The sequence below is a fragment of the Bacillus sp. Root920 genome, from assembly GCF_001429445.1.
Taxonomy (GTDB): Bacteria; Bacillota; Bacilli; order Bacillales; family Bacillaceae; genus Bacillus; species Bacillus safensis.
In genome coordinates, this window is sequence record NZ_LMJV01000001.1 from 1621147 (window position 1) to 1637555 (window position 16409).

Annotated in this window: 16 protein-coding genes; 10 read left to right on the forward strand and 6 right to left on the reverse strand. The window is 41.6% G+C overall.

The genetic code is table 11. From position 1 onward, the window contains the following. The first annotated feature begins 1 nt into the window (after position 1). From ASE42_RS07905 to ade, 3 genes are all read left to right on the forward strand, one after another. Positions 2-838, forward strand: coding sequence for a gamma-glutamylcyclotransferase (locus ASE42_RS07905; RefSeq protein WP_056766350.1), 837 nt, complete (start codon positions 2-4; stop codon positions 836-838). A 37-nt stretch (positions 839-875) separates the two neighbouring features. After that, entirely contained in the window at positions 876-1544 is a 669-nt protein-coding gene (locus tag ASE42_RS07910) for a potassium channel family protein (protein WP_008345123.1), read from the forward strand. A gap of 261 nt (positions 1545-1805) precedes the next feature. Continuing rightward, the gene (ade, locus tag ASE42_RS07915; protein ID WP_025092364.1) at positions 1806-3533 is read left to right on the forward strand and encodes an adenine deaminase; all 1728 of its coding nucleotides are present in this window, start codon (positions 1806-1808) and stop codon (positions 3531-3533) included. Positions 3534-3632: 99 nt separating this feature from the next. On the opposite strand, the gene rnjA is transcribed toward ade, so the two are convergent. Continuing rightward, on the reverse strand, positions 3633-5300 hold the full coding sequence (gene rnjA, locus ASE42_RS07920; protein ID WP_012009818.1) for a ribonuclease J1: 1668 nt from the start codon (positions 5298-5300) through the stop codon (positions 3633-3635). 5 nt (positions 5301-5305) lie between these two features. Beyond that, a complete protein-coding gene (locus ASE42_RS07925; RefSeq protein ID WP_008345114.1) occupies positions 5306-5515 on the reverse strand; it encodes a DNA-dependent RNA polymerase subunit epsilon in 210 nt (69 codons plus the stop codon). 397 nt (positions 5516-5912) lie between these two features. Here ASE42_RS07925 and ASE42_RS07930 point away from each other — a divergent pair, with 397 nt between their 5' ends. After that, positions 5913-6692 (forward strand): Cof-type HAD-IIB family hydrolase, encoded by a 780-nt coding sequence (locus ASE42_RS07930; protein ID WP_024426890.1) that lies wholly within the window; start codon positions 5913-5915, stop codon positions 6690-6692. 38 nt (positions 6693-6730) lie between these two features. Here ASE42_RS07930 and def read toward each other — a convergent pair whose 3' ends face one another. Both def and ASE42_RS07940 read right to left on the reverse strand, forming a co-directional pair. Next, a complete protein-coding gene (gene def / locus ASE42_RS07935; RefSeq protein WP_024424751.1) occupies positions 6731-7288 on the reverse strand; it encodes a peptide deformylase in 558 nt (185 codons plus the stop codon). Between the two features lie 111 nt (positions 7289-7399). Beyond that, entirely contained in the window at positions 7400-7591 is a 192-nt protein-coding gene (locus tag ASE42_RS07940) for a YjcZ family sporulation protein (protein ID WP_029706718.1), read from the reverse strand. Between the two features lie 233 nt (positions 7592-7824). On the opposite strand from ASE42_RS07940, the gene ASE42_RS07945 reads away from it, so the two are divergent. The 5 genes from ASE42_RS07945 (at position 7825) to lpdA (ending at position 13864) form a co-directional block, all read left to right on the forward strand. Then, positions 7825-8493 carry a YkyA family protein gene (locus tag ASE42_RS07945; RefSeq protein WP_056766352.1) on the forward strand — a complete coding sequence of 223 codons (669 nt, stop codon included), beginning with the start codon at positions 7825-7827 and terminating at the stop codon, positions 8491-8493. Positions 8494-8902: 409 nt separating this feature from the next. Then, positions 8903-10018 (forward strand): pyruvate dehydrogenase (acetyl-transferring) E1 component subunit alpha, encoded by a 1116-nt coding sequence (gene pdhA, locus ASE42_RS07950; protein WP_024424754.1) that lies wholly within the window; start codon positions 8903-8905, stop codon positions 10016-10018. A 3-nt stretch (positions 10019-10021) separates the two neighbouring features. Next, a complete protein-coding gene (pdhB, locus tag ASE42_RS07955; protein WP_012009824.1) occupies positions 10022-10999 on the forward strand; it encodes a pyruvate dehydrogenase complex E1 component subunit beta in 978 nt (325 codons plus the stop codon). A 107-nt stretch (positions 11000-11106) separates the two neighbouring features. Further along, on the forward strand, positions 11107-12447 hold the full coding sequence (locus ASE42_RS07960; RefSeq protein ID WP_024426891.1) for a dihydrolipoamide acetyltransferase family protein: 1341 nt from the start codon (positions 11107-11109) through the stop codon (positions 12445-12447). A 4-nt stretch (positions 12448-12451) separates the two neighbouring features. Continuing rightward, positions 12452-13864 carry a dihydrolipoyl dehydrogenase gene (gene lpdA / locus ASE42_RS07965; protein WP_024426892.1) on the forward strand — a complete coding sequence of 471 codons (1413 nt, stop codon included), beginning with the start codon at positions 12452-12454 and terminating at the stop codon, positions 13862-13864. 126 nt (positions 13865-13990) lie between these two features. Here lpdA and ASE42_RS07970 read toward each other — a convergent pair whose 3' ends face one another. Beyond that, a complete protein-coding gene (locus ASE42_RS07970; RefSeq protein ID WP_223250976.1) occupies positions 13991-14371 on the reverse strand; it encodes a hypothetical protein in 381 nt (126 codons plus the stop codon). A 316-nt stretch (positions 14372-14687) separates the two neighbouring features. Between ASE42_RS07970 and ASE42_RS18555 the strand changes: the two genes are divergently transcribed. Continuing rightward, complete coding sequence (locus ASE42_RS18555; RefSeq protein WP_003212464.1) at positions 14688-14807, forward strand: GapA-binding peptide SR1P; 120 nt, start codon at positions 14688-14690, stop codon at positions 14805-14807. Positions 14808-14850: 43 nt separating this feature from the next. Here ASE42_RS18555 and ASE42_RS07980 read toward each other — a convergent pair whose 3' ends face one another. After that, positions 14851-16323: an aminotransferase class I/II-fold pyridoxal phosphate-dependent enzyme gene (locus ASE42_RS07980; RefSeq protein ID WP_120207552.1), complete on the reverse strand. Its 1473-nt coding sequence runs from the start codon at positions 16321-16323 to the stop codon at positions 14851-14853. Positions 16324-16409: the final 86 nt, after the last annotated feature.

Here is a 16409-nt window from a genome sequence, read left to right on the forward strand (position 1 = left end):
CATGAAGGTGAAAGCTTTATTTGTATATGGGACGCTTTTGCAGCATGAAGAGCACCACGAGGCGTATATGAAAGATAGCAGGTCATTAGCTAAATCAGCTTGGATCAGCGGCAGAATCTATGATACAGGTCAAGGATACCCTGCGTGCGTTCTAGAAGAGAAAAGCACAGTATATGGAGAATTGTACGAGGTAACCGCAAGCACGCTGAATAAGATAGATTTTCTTGAGGAAGGGTATGACAAGCAGGTGGTCGATGTCATGACAGACCAAGGGCTGGTGGCGGCTGTTACATACACTTTACCAAAGCAGAAGACATCATCTCTGAAGGAGATCGAGAGCGGCTGCTGGAAGGAATATAGACTGTGGCAGCAGAAGCCGGCATCCTTCTATTATTTTGCCTATGGCTCCTGTATGGATGATGCAAGATTTAAACTGGCAGAAGTTGATCATTATTTTAAACAAATCATCGGCGGCGGTGGTCTGAACGGCTTTACAACTAGATTTACGTTGGTGAGGCCTGATGGATCAAGAGCAGATATGGTAGAAGACGGCGGAGAAACAGAGGGCGTTTTATATGAGGTTCCTTTTGATGCCATTCGATATTTGTACAAACGAGAAGGCGTCTATGAGGGCACATATCGTCCAGCTTTTGTCGATGTCAAAATAGGTGATCAAATATATGCAGACTGTTTAACCTTTCTAGTTCTTCAAAAGAGCGATGAAATTGCTCCGCCAGGTCATTACCGCAGTGAAATTGAAAAAGGAGCAGATCTTTACTTAAGTGAAGCGTTCCGCAAAAAAATTCGCTCGCATATGGATTCGTTAATCAAACCGTAGTAAAATGCATGGTAAGTGAGATAAAAGGAGTCTGAACATGAAAAAGGAATATGCAGTCATTGGTCTTGGACGCTTTGGCGGGAGTATTTGCAAGGCGCTGAGCGAAGAAGGACTTGAAGTCATGGCCATGGATATGAATGAAGATCGAGTGAACGAATACGCGAAAATTGCCTCACATGCGGTGATTGGTGATTCGACGGACGAATCTGTTTTAAAAAATCTCGGCATTCGCAATTTTGATCATGTCATCGTTGCGATTGGTGAAAACATTCAGGCCAGTATTTTAACGACGATCATGCTGAAAGAGCTTGGCGTCAAAATGGTCACAGTAAAGGCGCAAAACGACTATCACGAAAAGGTACTAAATAAAATTGGGGCTGACCGCATCGTTCATCCAGAGCGGGACATGGGCAGACGAATTGCACATAAAATCATCTCCAATAACGTATTAGATTATCTTGAGCTGTCAGATGAGTACAGCCTCATTGAAATCGTTGCCAACAGCAGGCTTGCAGGGCATTCTCTTCTAGATCTCGATATTCGAGCGAGATATGGCATTAATATTGTGGCGATTAAGCGTGGAAAAGAAGTGATTGTTTCACCGCTCGCAGATGAAATGATTCAAAAAGAAGATATTCTGATTGTCATTGGGGCAGTAGCCGATATTGGACGCTTTGAAAAACGAGAAATGCAGAACGATTATTAAACACCCTGGGCGGGGTGTTTTTTTATATGATTGTGTACACATGAGGTGGACAGTGAAGAGGGAAGAAGACATTTAAAAGGGCTGTTTTGTTCTGCATAAACAGCTAAAGTCAATCATCATATTATTCATGCAATTATCACTATTCAGAAATAAAAATCAGTCTTTTTATCTGGATGATTTTCTCTAAATGTCATTGACTGGGCAAACAGATTCGTTTACGATAAGAAACATTATATTGTTTACTTGGAGGAGGCAGTGTCGTTGGATAAGGAGCTTTTCAGACATCAAATTGAGGTAGCTGCAAAGAGAAAAAAAGCAGCCCTAGTGATTAAACATGCGAAGGTTATGGACGTGTTTAACCAGGAATGGCTAAACGCTGATGTCGCTGTTGAAAATGGACAAATAGTAGGGATTGGAGAGTACGAGGGAGAACAGGAGCTGGATGCAGCAGGTCAAATGCTTGTACCCGGTTTTATTGATGGCCACGTTCATATCGAGTCCTCTATGGTGACCCCTGCTGAATTCTCCAAAGCTGTCGTCCCGCGCGGTGTGACAACTGTCGTAACAGACCCGCATGAAATTGCCAATGTGTCAGGGATCACAGGCATCCGTTTTATGCTGGAAGAAGCGAGAAAAGCTGCCTTAAATATTTATTTCATGCTGCCATCCTGCGTACCGGCAGTTAGTTTTGAGCGATCAGGTGCTGTTTTAAAAGCGAAAGATTTAAAGCCTTTGTATCAAGAGAAAGAGGTACTTGGTCTTGCCGAGGTGATGGATTACGTCGGTGTGGAGCAGGCTGAAGAAGATATGCTTCAAAAACTGCTTGATGCTCAAAATGAGAATAAATTGATTGATGGCCATTTAGCAGGCTTAACGGACCGATTAATAAACGTTTACCGCACAGCTAGTGTCCAAACAGATCACGAGGTAACAACAGCCGGCGAAGCCCTTGAACGTGTAAAACGAGGCATGTATGTCATGCTGAGAGAAGGCTCTGTTGCCAAAAACGTGAAAAACGTTTTACCAGCTGTGAATGAAAAGAATGCGAGACGTTTTTTCTTTTGTACCGATGATAAACATTTAGATGATTTAATGGCTGAAGGAAGTATTGATGAACAAGTACGTATGTCTATAAAAGAAGGGTTAGACCCATTTTTAGCGTATCAAATGGGAAGTTTAAACGCAGCGGAGTGCTTTGGCCTCAAAACAAAGGGAGCCATTGCGCCAGGCTTTGATGCTGATTTTATGCTTGTCTCTGATCTTCATCAAGTAGACATCACCAGCGTATTTATTGCAGGAGAATTGGTGGCGCAGCATGGAGAGTACAAGCCAAGTGTCGAAAAAATTGCACCAAGTCCAGCCTTATTACAATCTGTTCATGCTATAGACGTTCAAGAGCAGGATCTGTCTCTGCCTATCACAGCTCATCAAAAAATGAATGTCATCCGCATTATTCCAAATCAGCTAGAAACAAAATTAGAACGCATCTCTCCATCAGAAACGAACGGACAATTCACTAGTGATACAGAAAGAGATGTATTAAAAATGGTGCTTGTTGAACGCCATCAAGGCTTATCTGAAATGGGGATAGGGGTTGTCAGCGGCTTTGGATTAGAAAAGGGCGCAATTGCAACAACGGTTGCGCATGATTCTCACAATTTAATTGCGGTTGGCACAAATGATGCTGATATCGTGAAAGCCATTGACGCATTAAAAGAAGCAGGGGGCGGTTTGACGGTTGTCAAAGAGGGTCAGTCTCTTCATACGCTGCCATTACCGATCTCTGGTTTACTTTCAGATCAGCCGGCACATCTTGTAAATGAAAGCCTTCATGCACTCCATGAAGCGTTGAAAGAAACAGGCTTTACATTAGATTTTAATCCATTTTTGACGCTGTCCTTCTTGGCACTCCCAGTCATTCCTGATGTGAAAATGACGACAAAGGGTTTGTTTGATGTCAGAAGCTTTCAGCATCTCCCAATTCAATAAAAAATGAGAAACCGCATGTGTACCTTGTATATATGCGCTTTTTTCAATGAATAGTGCAAAAAAGAGACACAGCCAAGCGGCTTGTGTCTCTTTTTATGATTACACTTCCATAATAATCGGTAAGATCATTGGACGGCGTCTTGTTTTTTCATAAAGGAAAGGTGCAAGGGTGTCAGTAATTTCGTTCTTAATTTCAGACCACTGAGTTGTCTTACGTTCCATTACCTTTTCAAGATGCTTTGAAATTAAATCCTGTGCATCGTTGATCAGGTCTCCAGATTCTCTCATGTAGACAAAACCTCTTGAGATCAAATCAGGACCAGCAGAGATTTTGAATTCTTTCATGTCCATGCTCACGACGACAATGACAAGACCTTCTTCAGAAAGAATGCGGCGGTCTCTTAAAACGATGTTTCCGATATCGCCAATACCGCTTCCGTCGATATACACGTTGCCTGATGGAATTTTGCCAGCGACACTTGCTTCGTCACCTTTCAGTGCAAGAACTTCACCGTTATCCATGATAAAGCAGTTTTCCTCAGGGATGCCGCAATCATTCGCAAGCTTGATATGCGTTTTTTGCATGCGGTATTCACCGTGAATCGGCATAAAGAATTTTGGTTTAATTAAACGGAGCATGAGTTTTTGTTCTTCTTGTCCGCCGTGACCAGATGTATGAATATTATTAAGTGAGCCATGAATGACCTCAGCACCTGCACGATAAAGCTGGTTAATGGTGCGGCTTACACTAATATTGTTACCTGGAATCGGTGAAGATGAGAAGACAACAGTGTCTCCAGGGTTAATAGAAATCTGGCGGTGAGTACCGTTGGCAATACGAGAAAGAGCTGCCATCGGTTCACCCTGGCTTCCAGTACAAAGAATGGTCACTTTGTTTGCCGGAAGGCGGTTGATTTCATTATGTTCAATAAACGTGTTTTTTGGACATTTAATATAGCCAAGATCTTGACCAATATCAATGGCAGATTCCATACTGCGTCCAAATACAGCGACTTTTCTGCCGTTGGCAACAGCAGACTCAATCACTTGCTGAAGTCTGTGAATGTTGGAAGCAAACGTGGCAAAGATGATGCGTCCATCGACTTTTCTAAAGATGTCATCAATGCTTTCACCTACGCGTCTTTCAGACATCGTAAATTCTGGGATTTCACTGTTTGTACTATCAGATAAAAGACAAAGGACGCCTTCTTTTCCGATCTCAGCCATTTTGGTTAAATTGGCAGGCTCGCCAACAGGAGTAAAGTCAAACTTGAAATCACCTGTATGTACGATGTTACCAGGAGGTGTCTTGACGACAATTCCATAAGAATCTGGAATACTGTGTGTCGTTCTAAAGAAAGACACAGCTGTTTTTCTAAATTTAATGGTATCTTCTTCTTCAAAAATGTGAAGTTTTGTTTGTCTCAAGAGACCGTGCTCTTCCAATTTATTACGAAGTAGGCCGATTGCGAGTTTGCCGCCGTAAACTGGAATATTCACTTGCTTGAGAAGGTAAGGGATACCGCCGATGTGGTCTTCATGTCCGTGAGTGATGAAAAGACCTTTGATTTTATCTTCGTTTTTAACTAAGTACGTATAGTCAGGGATGACGTAGTCAATTCCAAGAAGCTCGTCTTCAGGAAACTTAATACCTGCATCAATTAAAATGATTTCATCTTGAAATTGAACGCCATACGTGTTTTTACCGATCTCGCCTAAACCGCCGAGCGCAAAAACTGCCGCCTGATCGTTTTTAACAAATTTCATTCCTCTCATAGCTCCAATACTTTAAAATTTTCACTTTCTCGTTCATAGTCTAAAAAAGCACCGTCTACAGGCTGAATGAATTCAATGTTGTAGTTATGTTTTTTCAACTTATCGCGTACGTCTCTTTCAGAAACCGCTTCAACGTATAGTGAATCTGTGTGTTCTCTTACAGGTACCTCAGTAGTACTTGCCTGAAAAAATACCTTATATATCATCCAAATCTCTCCTTAAATACCGTATGTTACACTCGCTTATTCTATTATATTAAAAAAACGCGCATAAGAAAAGTCTCTGAGAAAAAAGGATCTTCGGCAAATGTGCGGAAGATCCCTTTAAGCAATCGATTTTTTACGAAGCATGTCCTTCCATTGTCTTCGAATTTTCTTACGCAGACGACGAAGCATCACATGCCGCCTCCTTTCGGGTTGAAGTAAGCTTAACCAGCGTGTTTCGGTCTCTCTATATACTTGTATTATATGATGTTTCTATTGAATGTTACATGGTTATATGTGGGAAATAGGCGCTTTCAAAAGGAATTGGTTTCGAAAGCGGAAATCTTTCTGTATGATGAAAGGGAGTGTGTATACATAACGAAGAGCAGGAGGGCGAGATATGAATAAAAAAGTCATCTTCTTTGATATCGACGGTACTTTATATGACCATGATAAAAATATACCTGAGTCAACGAAGCGAGCGGTTCATTTATTAAAAGAAAAAGGTCATCATCTCTTCATTGCATCTGGGCGTTCTCCTTTTCTGATTCGGCCCATTTTAGAAGAATTAGGGCTTGACTCATTCATTGCTTATAACGGTCAGTATGTCATGTATGAGGGAGACGTTATTTACGGCAATCCGCTGAAGCAGGAGCTGATGGAGCGGATTTATGAGACAGCGGATCGTCATGATCATCCGCTTGTTTTTATGGGAGAAGAAACGATGAAGGCGTCTGTGCCGAATCATCCGTTTATCCATGAAGGAATCGGTACTTTAAAAACCGAGCATCCTGAGCACGATGTATCTTTCTTTAAAGAAAACGACATTTTTCAAATGCTGTTATTTTGTAAGGCAGAAGAGGAAGTGGAGTATAAGGCATTCCGCGAAGAAATTGACCTTGTCAGATGGCATGAGCTGTCAACAGACGTTCTGCCAAAAGGCGGATCAAAAGCTGAAGGAATCAAACGAGTCATCGAAAGACTTCCTTACGATCAAAAGGATACCATTGCCTTTGGAGACGGACTGAACGATAGAGAAATGATTTCGTTTGCTGGAACAGGCGTGGCGATGGGAAATGCTGTGAGTGAACTGAAGGCATTGGCTGATTTTGTGACAAAGCCAGTAGATGAGGACGGCATATTCCATGCAGTGACCCAGCTTGGCCTCATTGAAGAATAAAAAAGAAGACCCTTAGATCGCCGGGTCTTCTTTTTATGTCATGATCTGCCGATCGCAACAGAGTTTTCTGGCTCAGCGAATGGCTGATCCTTTTGAATATGATCATAAAACATAATGCCATTTAAATGGTCAATTTCGTGCTGAAAGACAATGGCAGGGAACCCTTTTAGACGGATATCAATGTCCTCTCCTTCAAGCGTAGTGGCCTTGACCCTGATTTTTTGATATCGAGGAACAAATCCAGGGATGGCTTCATCAACTGATAAGCAGCCTTCACCAGTCGCTAAATAAGCTCTTTTGACTGAATGACTGACAATACGCGGGTTGAACAGAGCATAGCTGTATTCTTCTCCGTCTTCATCCTCACAGTGAACAGCGATCATTCGTTTACTAATATTGATTTGCGGAGCTGCCAATCCAACGCCGGGTCTTAGTCCGTATTTTTCAGCAATGTCAGCATCCTGACTGTTTTTGACGAATTCGATCATGTCAGCTAATTGCTGTTTTTCCTCTTCTGTCGGCGGGAGCTCGACCGCTTCAGCTGTTTGTCTTAAGACGGGATGTCCGTCCCTTACGATATCATCCATGGTAATCACAAAACTTCACTCCTATTTCCTTTGTATGTAAAGTATATAAAATGATACACAACATATGCAATGAAATAAAGAAGACCGGTCCTATGAGACCGGTCAGAGGCTTAAACAGCCTTAGCAGCAGCCACCGCCGCCTAAGAATGCTGCGCCAACGATAATTAATAGGATGAAAAGCACAACGATTAAAGCGAATGTACGTCCGCCGCCGTATCCGCATCCGTATCCACCGCCATAGCTTGGGTAACAACAGCCGCCGCCATATCCACCACCGAATCCATACCCGTAACCGCCGTATCCACCATACATACTTCCATGACTATAATTAGACATACTTTTGACCTCCTTTGGAAATACACTTGGCCTCTCATAAGTGAAGGCGAAGCGTGTAATATAAACTATGTATGAATGCACTATTTGTATAGTCATGCGCCTATTGCTTGAAAAAAATCTTCTCCGCCTCATTTGACTGACCTCTTTCCTTGTCACAAACGTCTATAAAAATTATAGTGGTATGTGGAGATGTAAAGGGGGACCTTGTCATGAGACAGATGAAAAGAAGCATGAAAGCAGGTGCTGCTTTAGCGGGGATATGTACCCTTTTGCTGACAGGGTGCGGAGGTCAAAGTCCGTTCAATGATATGCAGGACGCAATGACGAAAATGAGTGAAAAAGAAGCATCCTTCGAAAAAGAGCAAGGTACACTGCAAAGCTATGAAGAAAAAGAGCAGAAGCTGTATAAAAAAATGATCCAAACAACAAAGGACCATACAAAAACAGTGGCAAGCCTTTCTGATCAGGCGTTAGCATCGGCAGCGAAACGAGAAGAACATTTAAAAACAGAAAAAGACAGTATGGATGAATCGAAAAAAGAATTGAAAACGGTAAAGGAATCTGCCGCACGATTGCAAGATGCGGAGTTAAAAGAGAAAGCAGATCAAACGGTCAAATCGATCGAGAAACGATATGCGTCATATGATCAGCTTTACAAGGAGTATCAAAAGGCGCTGAAACAAGACCAGCATTTGTATCAATCTTTGAAGAAAAAGGATCTCGGATATGACGAACTGAAGTCAAAGCTGAAGACCGTGAATCGTTCATATAGCAAAGTCAGAAAAGAAAGTAAGAAGTTCAATCGATATACAGATCAATTGAATGATCATAAAAAGGCTTTGTATAATGCAGCAGATCAAGAGTCGAAAAAGAGCTGAAAAACAGCTCTTTTTTTATTTTTCGACAAAAACAAACATTTTCTATTGTAGTACAGTAGTACACTCTATACTAGTACAGATTAGGTTGTTTGTTAAACAGATTGATACAGTTCACCATAAAAAGTAAAGCGAATACATTTATTTAAATAAAGCCGTTAAATCAATTGACGGACTATTTTTCTTGTTGTAAACTATTCCTTGTTAACAGAAGTTGTATTAGTTTTTTGTGAACTATCGTTAATACAGTTAGAAGGACTCAAAAACGAGTGGTCAACCAATGTTTCGACAACGATCTTAGTGGCTATTATATACAGGAGTCATATGAGTATTTTGGGTTATCCTATATCTGTATGTATAAATGGATTCACGACAAATGGACTGTTAAAAGAAAGGAAGAGGTGACTTTAGAATGGCTGCAAAAACAAAAAAAGCAATTGTTGATAGCAAAAAGCAATTTGATGCCATCAAAAAGCAGTTTGAAACGTTTCAAATTTTAAACGAAAAAGGCGAAGTCGTAAACGAAGCGGCAATGCCGGATCTTTCAGATGACCAATTAAAAGAATTAATGCGCCGTATGGTGTTTACACGAGTATTAGATCAACGTTCAATTTCATTGAACCGTCAAGGACGTCTTGGCTTCTACGCGCCAACAGCTGGACAAGAGGCTTCTCAGCTTGCAACTCACTTTGCACTTGAGAAAGAAGATTTCATTCTTCCAGGATATCGTGACGTACCACAATTAATCTGGCATGGTCTTCCGCTAACAAAAGCATTCTTGTTCTCTCGCGGACACTTTGTTGGTAACCAAATGCCTGAAGATGTGAATGCACTTTCACCGCAAATCATTATCGGTGCTCAAATCATTCAAGCTGCTGGTGTAGCTCTTGGTTTGAAAAAGCGCGGTAAAAAAGCTGTTGCAATCACTTACACTGGTGACGGTGGAGCTTCACAAGGTGATTTCTACGAAGGTATTAACTTTGCAGGGGCTTACAAAGCGCCAGCGATTTTTGTTGTCCAAAACAACAGATATGCGATCTCTACACCTGTTGAAAAGCAGTCTGCTGCACAAACAATTGCGCAAAAAGCAGCTGCAGCTGGTATCGTAGGCGTACAAGTTGACGGTATGGATGCATTAGCTGTTTATGCAGCAACTGCTGAAGCTCGTGAGCGCGCTGTAAATGGTGAAGGTCCAACATTAATCGAAACTCTTACATTCCGTTACGGCCCACATACAATGGCTGGTGACGATCCAACAAGATATCGTACAAAAGAAGATGAAAACGAGTGGGAGCAAAAAGATCCATTGGTACGCTACCGCAAATTCTTGGAAAACAAAGGCCTATGGTCTGAAGAAGAAGAGAATAAAGTGATTGAAGATGCAAAAGAACAAATCAAACAAGCGATCAAAGAAGCTGACGAACAGCCTAAGCAAAAAGTCACTGACTTGATTGAAAACATGTACGATGTAAAACCATTCAACTTAGTTGAACAGCTTGAAATTTACAAACAGAAGGAGTCGAAGTAAGCCATGGCGCAAATGACAATGATTCAAGCGATCACTGATGCGTTACGCACAGAACTGAAAAATGACGAAAACGTTCTCGTTTTCGGAGAAGACGTTGGTAAAAACGGCGGCGTATTCCGTGCGACTGAAGGATTGCAAAAAGAGTTTGGTGAGGATCGTGTATTCGATACTCCACTTGCTGAATCTGGTATTGGCGGTCTTGCTATTGGCCTTGGACTACAAGAATTCCGCCCGGTAATGGAAATTCAATTCTTCGGATTCGTTTACGAAGTATTAGATTCTGTTTCTGGACAAATGGCTCGTATGCGTTACCGTTCTGGCGGACGCTGGCATTCTCCAGTGACAATCCGTTCTCCATTCGGCGGGGGAGTTCACACACCTGAGCTTCACGCTGACAGCTTAGAAGGTCTTATCGCACAACAGCCTGGTATCAAGGTTGTTATTCCTTCAACACCTTACGATGCAAAAGGACTTTTAATTTCTGCAATTCGTGACAACGATCCTGTAGTGTTCCTTGAGCATATGAAACTTTATCGTTCTTTCCGTCAGGAAGTTCCTGAAGAAGAGTACACAATTGAAATCGGTAAAGCTGACGTGAAACGTGAAGGTTCTGACCTTTCAATCATCACTTACGGTGCAATGGTTCACGAATCACTAAAAGCTGCTGAAGAGCTAGAAAAAGAAGGCGTTTCTGCTGAAGTGATCGACCTTCGCACAGTAAGCCCGCTTGATATTGAAACAATCATCGCTTCTGTTGAAAAAACAGGCCGTGCGATCGTTGTTCAAGAAGCACAAAAACAAGCTGGTATTGCTGCAAACGTAGTAGCTGAAATCAATGACAGAGCGATCCTTAGCTTGGAAGCACCAGTACTTCGTGTAGCTGCACCTGATACTGTATTTGCTTTCTCTCAAGCTGAGAGCGTATGGCTTCCAAACCATAAAGATGTACTTGAAACAGCGAAGAAAGTTCTTGAATTTTAATTAAATGACAGAGGGGAAAAGAATTTATTTCTCTTCCCCTTTATCAATTACATGACCGTGTAAATATACACAACAAGGGTTCAACAAAATCTAGGAGGCGAAAAACAGTGGCATTTGAATTTAAACTTCCGGACATCGGAGAAGGTATCCACGAAGGTGAGATCGTTAAGTGGTTTGTTAAACCAAACGACGAAATCAATGAAGATGACGTTTTAGCAGAGGTACAAAATGATAAAGCAGTTGTAGAAATTCCTTCACCTGTTAAAGGAAAAGTATTAGAATTAAAAGTTGAAGAGGGAACAGTTGCAACTGTAGGACAAACAATCATTACGTTTGATGCACCTGGTTACGAAAATCTTCAATTTAAAGGCAGCGAAGAAGAAGGCGAAGCAAAAACTGAAGCTCAAGTACAAGGTACTGCTGAAGCTGGTAACGAGCCAGAGAAGAAAGAAGTAGCACAAGAAGAAGCGGCAGCAGCAACTGGTGCAGGCGCACAAGAGCAAGTAGACGCTGATCCAAACAAACGCGTAATCGCTATGCCATCTGTACGTAAATATGCTCGCGAAAAAGGCGTTGAAATTTACAAAGTTGCAGGTTCTGGTAAAAACGGCCGTGTGTTAAAAGAAGATATCGACAGCTTCGTTAATGGTGGTTCTGCAGCTCAAGAGGCAGCACCTCAAGCAGCTGAAAGTGCGAAAGAAGAAGCAGCTCCAAAAGCGGCAGCAGCTCCAGTTCTTGAAGGAGAATTCCCAGAAACTCGCGAGAAAATGAGCGGAATCCGCAAAGCAATCGCAAAAGCAATGGTGAACTCTAAGCATACAGCTCCTCACGTAACATTAATGGATGAAGTTGATGTAACAAACCTTGTTGCACATCGTAAACAATTCAAACAAGTTGCAGCTGATCAAGGAATCAAGTTAACTTACTTGCCTTACGTTGTAAAAGCTCTAACTTCTGCTTTGAAAAAGTACCCAGTACTTAACACTTCTATCGATGATAAAACAGATGAAGTTGTTCAAAAGCATTACTACAACATCGGAATTGCAGCTGACACTGAAAAAGGCTTGCTAGTTCCAGTTGTAAAAAATGCAGATCGCAAAGCGATTTTCGAAGTTTCTAACGAAATCAATGAGCTTGCAACAAAAGCACGTGATGGTAAATTGGCTCCAGCTGAAATGAAAGGTGCATCTTGCACAATCACAAACATCGGTTCTGCTGGTGGACAATGGTTTACTCCAGTCATCAACCACCCAGAAGTAGCGATCCTTGGTATTGGCCGTATCGCTGAAAAAGCGGTTGTTCGTGATGGCGAAATCGTTGCAGCTCCAGTCTTAGCTCTTTCCCTAAGCTTTGACCACCGTATGATTGACGGAGCTACTGCGCAAAATGCCCTTAACCACATCAAGCGTTTATTGAATGATCCACAATTAATTTTAATGGAGGCGTAATGTCATGGTAGTAGGAGATTTCCCAATCGAAACAGATACTCTTGTCATCGGTGCAGGTCCTGGTGGATATGTAGCTGCTATTCGTGCTGCACAGCTTGGACAAAAAGTAACAATCGTTGAAAAAGGAACACTTGGCGGTGTATGTCTAAACGTTGGCTGTATCCCTTCAAAAGCATTAATCAATGCTGGCCATCGTTTTGAAAATGCTAAGCATTCTGAAGACATGGGTATCAAAGCTGAAAACGTAACAGTTGATTTCACAAAAGTTCAAGAGTGGAAAGCTTCTGTTGTTAATAAGTTAACAGGTGGAGTTCAAGGTCTTCTTAAAGGAAATAAAGTAGACATCGTCAAAGGTGAAGCTTATTTCGTAGACAGCAACTCTGTACGTGTAATGGATGATAATTCAGCACAGACTTACACGTTCAAAAATGCAATTCTTGCAACTGGATCTCGTCCAATTGAATTGCCTACTTTTAAATACACAGACCGCGTGATCAACTCAACTGGTGCTTTAGCGCTTAAAGAAGTACCTAAAAAGTTAGTTGTCATCGGTGGTGGATACATCGGTACTGAGCTTGGTACTGCTTATGCAAACTTTGGAACAGAAGTTGTGATCCTTGAAGGTGGAGACGAAATCCTTCCAGGTTTCGAAAAGCAAATGAGCTCATTGGTTAAACGTAACCTGAAGAAAAAAGGAAACGTTGAAATCCATACAAACGCTCTTGCAAAAGGCGTTGAAGAAAAATCTGATGGTGTCACTGTTACGTTCGAAGTAAAAGGCGAAGAAAAAACAGTTGATGCTGATTACGTACTTGTGACTGTTGGTCGTCGTCCAAACACTGATGAGCTTGGTCTTGAGCAAGTTGGTGTTGAATTGACTGACCGCGGAGTTGTCAAAACAGACAAACAATGCCGTACAAGCGTATCTAACATCTATGCAATTGGTGACATCGTTGATGGACCACCACTTGCTCACAAAGCTTCTTACGAAGGTAAAATTGCAGCTGAAGCAATCGCTGGAGAGCCAGCTGAAATTGATTACCTTGGTATTCCTGCTGTTGTATTCTCTGAGCCAGAACTTGCAACTGTTGGATACACTGAAGCAGAAGCAAAAGCAGAAGGAATCGAAATCGTTGCAGCGAAATTCCCATTCGCAGCGAACGGACGTGCACTTTCTCTTGATGCAACTGATGGCTTCATGAAAATGATCACTCGTAAAGAGGATGGTCTAGTTATCGGTGCTCAAATCGCAGGTGTTGGCGCTTCTGATATGATTTCAGAGCTTAGCCTTGCAATCGAAGCTGGAGTGACTGCTGAAGATATCGCTATGACAATTCACGCTCACCCAACATTAGGTGAAATTACAATGGAAACGGCTGAAGTAGCAATCGGAAGCCCAATCCACATCGTAAAATAATGAAACCTATGAAACCCTCTCCTTGATGGAGAGGGTTTTTTTGGCGCCCTGAACACCATATGAAAAACCCCTCATGAGGTGAGGGGTTTTTTCATATGGATATATATAAGTGCAAGGTAAATATCATTAGTTTGTATTGACGCGGTCTAAAGCATGACATAAAGGCGATAAGATCTCTTGTTTACTGCGGACATTTCCTTCCACCTTCACGATCACTTTTTCATCATTGACAAGTAAAATAGCCGGTAATTCGTCCACTTCATTTTTCCAGCCTTTACGATCTTCTTTTACAATCATTTTTGACATTTCCTTAGGGTATTCATTTTTTAAATCGAGGACTGCATCATAATATGGGCTTTCTTTATCAAGGTTTTCTGCATCAGTAAAAAAGAGAATTCTCGGTTTTTGAATATGACGGACTTGGTCGGTCTGATTCGGTATGATATACGCAAATGAGCATGAACTAAGTACAAAGAGCATGGGGAATATAATGAGAAGTGTCCTCATAAAATTCAATCTATTCACCTCAAAATCATTTGGGGTTGTCCCAACATTTTTAGGAGCTTGTTCCCTGTTAGTCACTCTAGTGTATCATGTCCCTTTTGACAATTTTCGATTGTTACTCAATTGTTACAGAATTGATATGAAGCAAAATACAATTGAAACGTTCCCTCAATATGATAAGAAAAAAGCACATATTTATAAAAAATGATTAAATGTGTCATACAATTAACCGTTGACAACTTAAATGTGACATCATATTATAGAAATAAGAAATAGATCAAACGCTTTCAAACTATGAATGAAGAAAAGGGGAATGTACGTGGGTACAATTATTTGTCAAGATTGCAATGAAACCATTGATCAATTTGAAAATGAAAAAGTGACAACGCTATACGGAACATGCGGTCACTGTCATTGCTGTGATGAAGCCTCTGAATAAATAAAAAAGCATGCAGCTCCATTTGGGGCTGCATGTTTCTTTTTTATAAAATTGGTTTTTGTTCCTTAATCACACGGATCATTTCAAGCGTTGAATCTTCAGGTCCTTGGACAGGGAGACCAATTTCAATATTTTTAAAGATATACGATATATTTTCTTCTGTGATAATTTCACCTGGTATAAAAATCGGAATACCTGGCGGATACACCATCACAAACTCTGCGATAATGCGGCCGACTGCTTCCTTAAATGGAACGACTTCCGTTGTAGCGTAAAAGGCGTCACGCGGCGTCATAGCAAGCGATGGGATCTCAGGCAGCAGCACTTCCGTTACTGCTTGTTTGCCGCTCTCACGAGTAGAGGCTGCGGCAATTTCCTGCATCGCCGTCACGAGCGTATCAATTGTCTCATCTGAATCGCCAGGGGTAACGATACATAAAATGTTGTAAAGGTCAGAGAGCTCTACTTCAATTCGATAGCTTTCTCTCAGCCATTTTTCGACATCATGTCCGTTTAACCCAAGGTCTTTAATGGAGATAATTAATTTCGTTGGGTCATAATCGTAAGTGGAAGCTGAACCGAGTACTTCCTTGCCAATGCAGGTAATGCCTTCAATTTGATTCAAGCGGTCTCTCGCTGATTCAGCTAAACGAATGGCTTCTTGAGCTAGTGCCTTTCCTTCAGTGGCTAATCGTTTTCGAGCGACATCAAGTGACGCTAAGAGCAAATAAGAAGTGGACGTTGTCGTCAGCATACTCAAAATCGATTGCACTCGGTCTTTTGAAACAAGCCCTTCCTTCATATTTAAAATAGAGCTCTGCGTAAGAGAGCCGCCGAGTTTATGGACACTTGTTGCTGCCATGTCGGCACCTGCCTGCATCGCAGAGAGGGGAAGCTCATCGTGAAAATGTATATGCACACCGTGTGCTTCATCGACAAGGACAGGCACATCAAATGAATGGGCAATGTCTACGATTGATTTTAAGTCAGCTGAAATACCAAAATACGTTGGATTAATGACAAGCAAACCTTTCGCATCTGGATGCTCAGTGAGCGCCTTTTTGGCTGATTCAGGTGTAATACCGTGAGAGATGCCAAGTTCTTTGTCTATTTCTGGGTGAATAAAAACAGGAACTGCGCCAGAAAATACAATCGCGGACATAATTGATTTATGGACATTACGCGGAACGATAATTTTATCTCCAGGCCCGCATACCGTCATCACCATTGTCATGATAGCGCCGCTTGTGCCTTGAATGGAGAAAAACGTATGATCAGCACCGAAGGCTTCAGCAGCAAGCTCCTGTGCTTCTTTTATCATCCCTCGAGGAGAATGTAAATCATCGAGAGGTTCTATATTAATGAGGTCAATGCTTAATGCATTGTCGCCAATGAATGCTCTAAATTCAGGATCCATTCCGGCTCCTTTTTTATGGCCTGGAATGTGAAATTGGACTGGATTGGTTGCTGCGTGTTTTTTTAGTCCAGTATATAAGGGTGTATCATGTTGTGACAATTGCTTTCCCACCTTCATCGAAATACCTGCTATTATTGTGCCAATTACAGCAGATTTCATTGCATAAAACAAAAGAATTATATTAT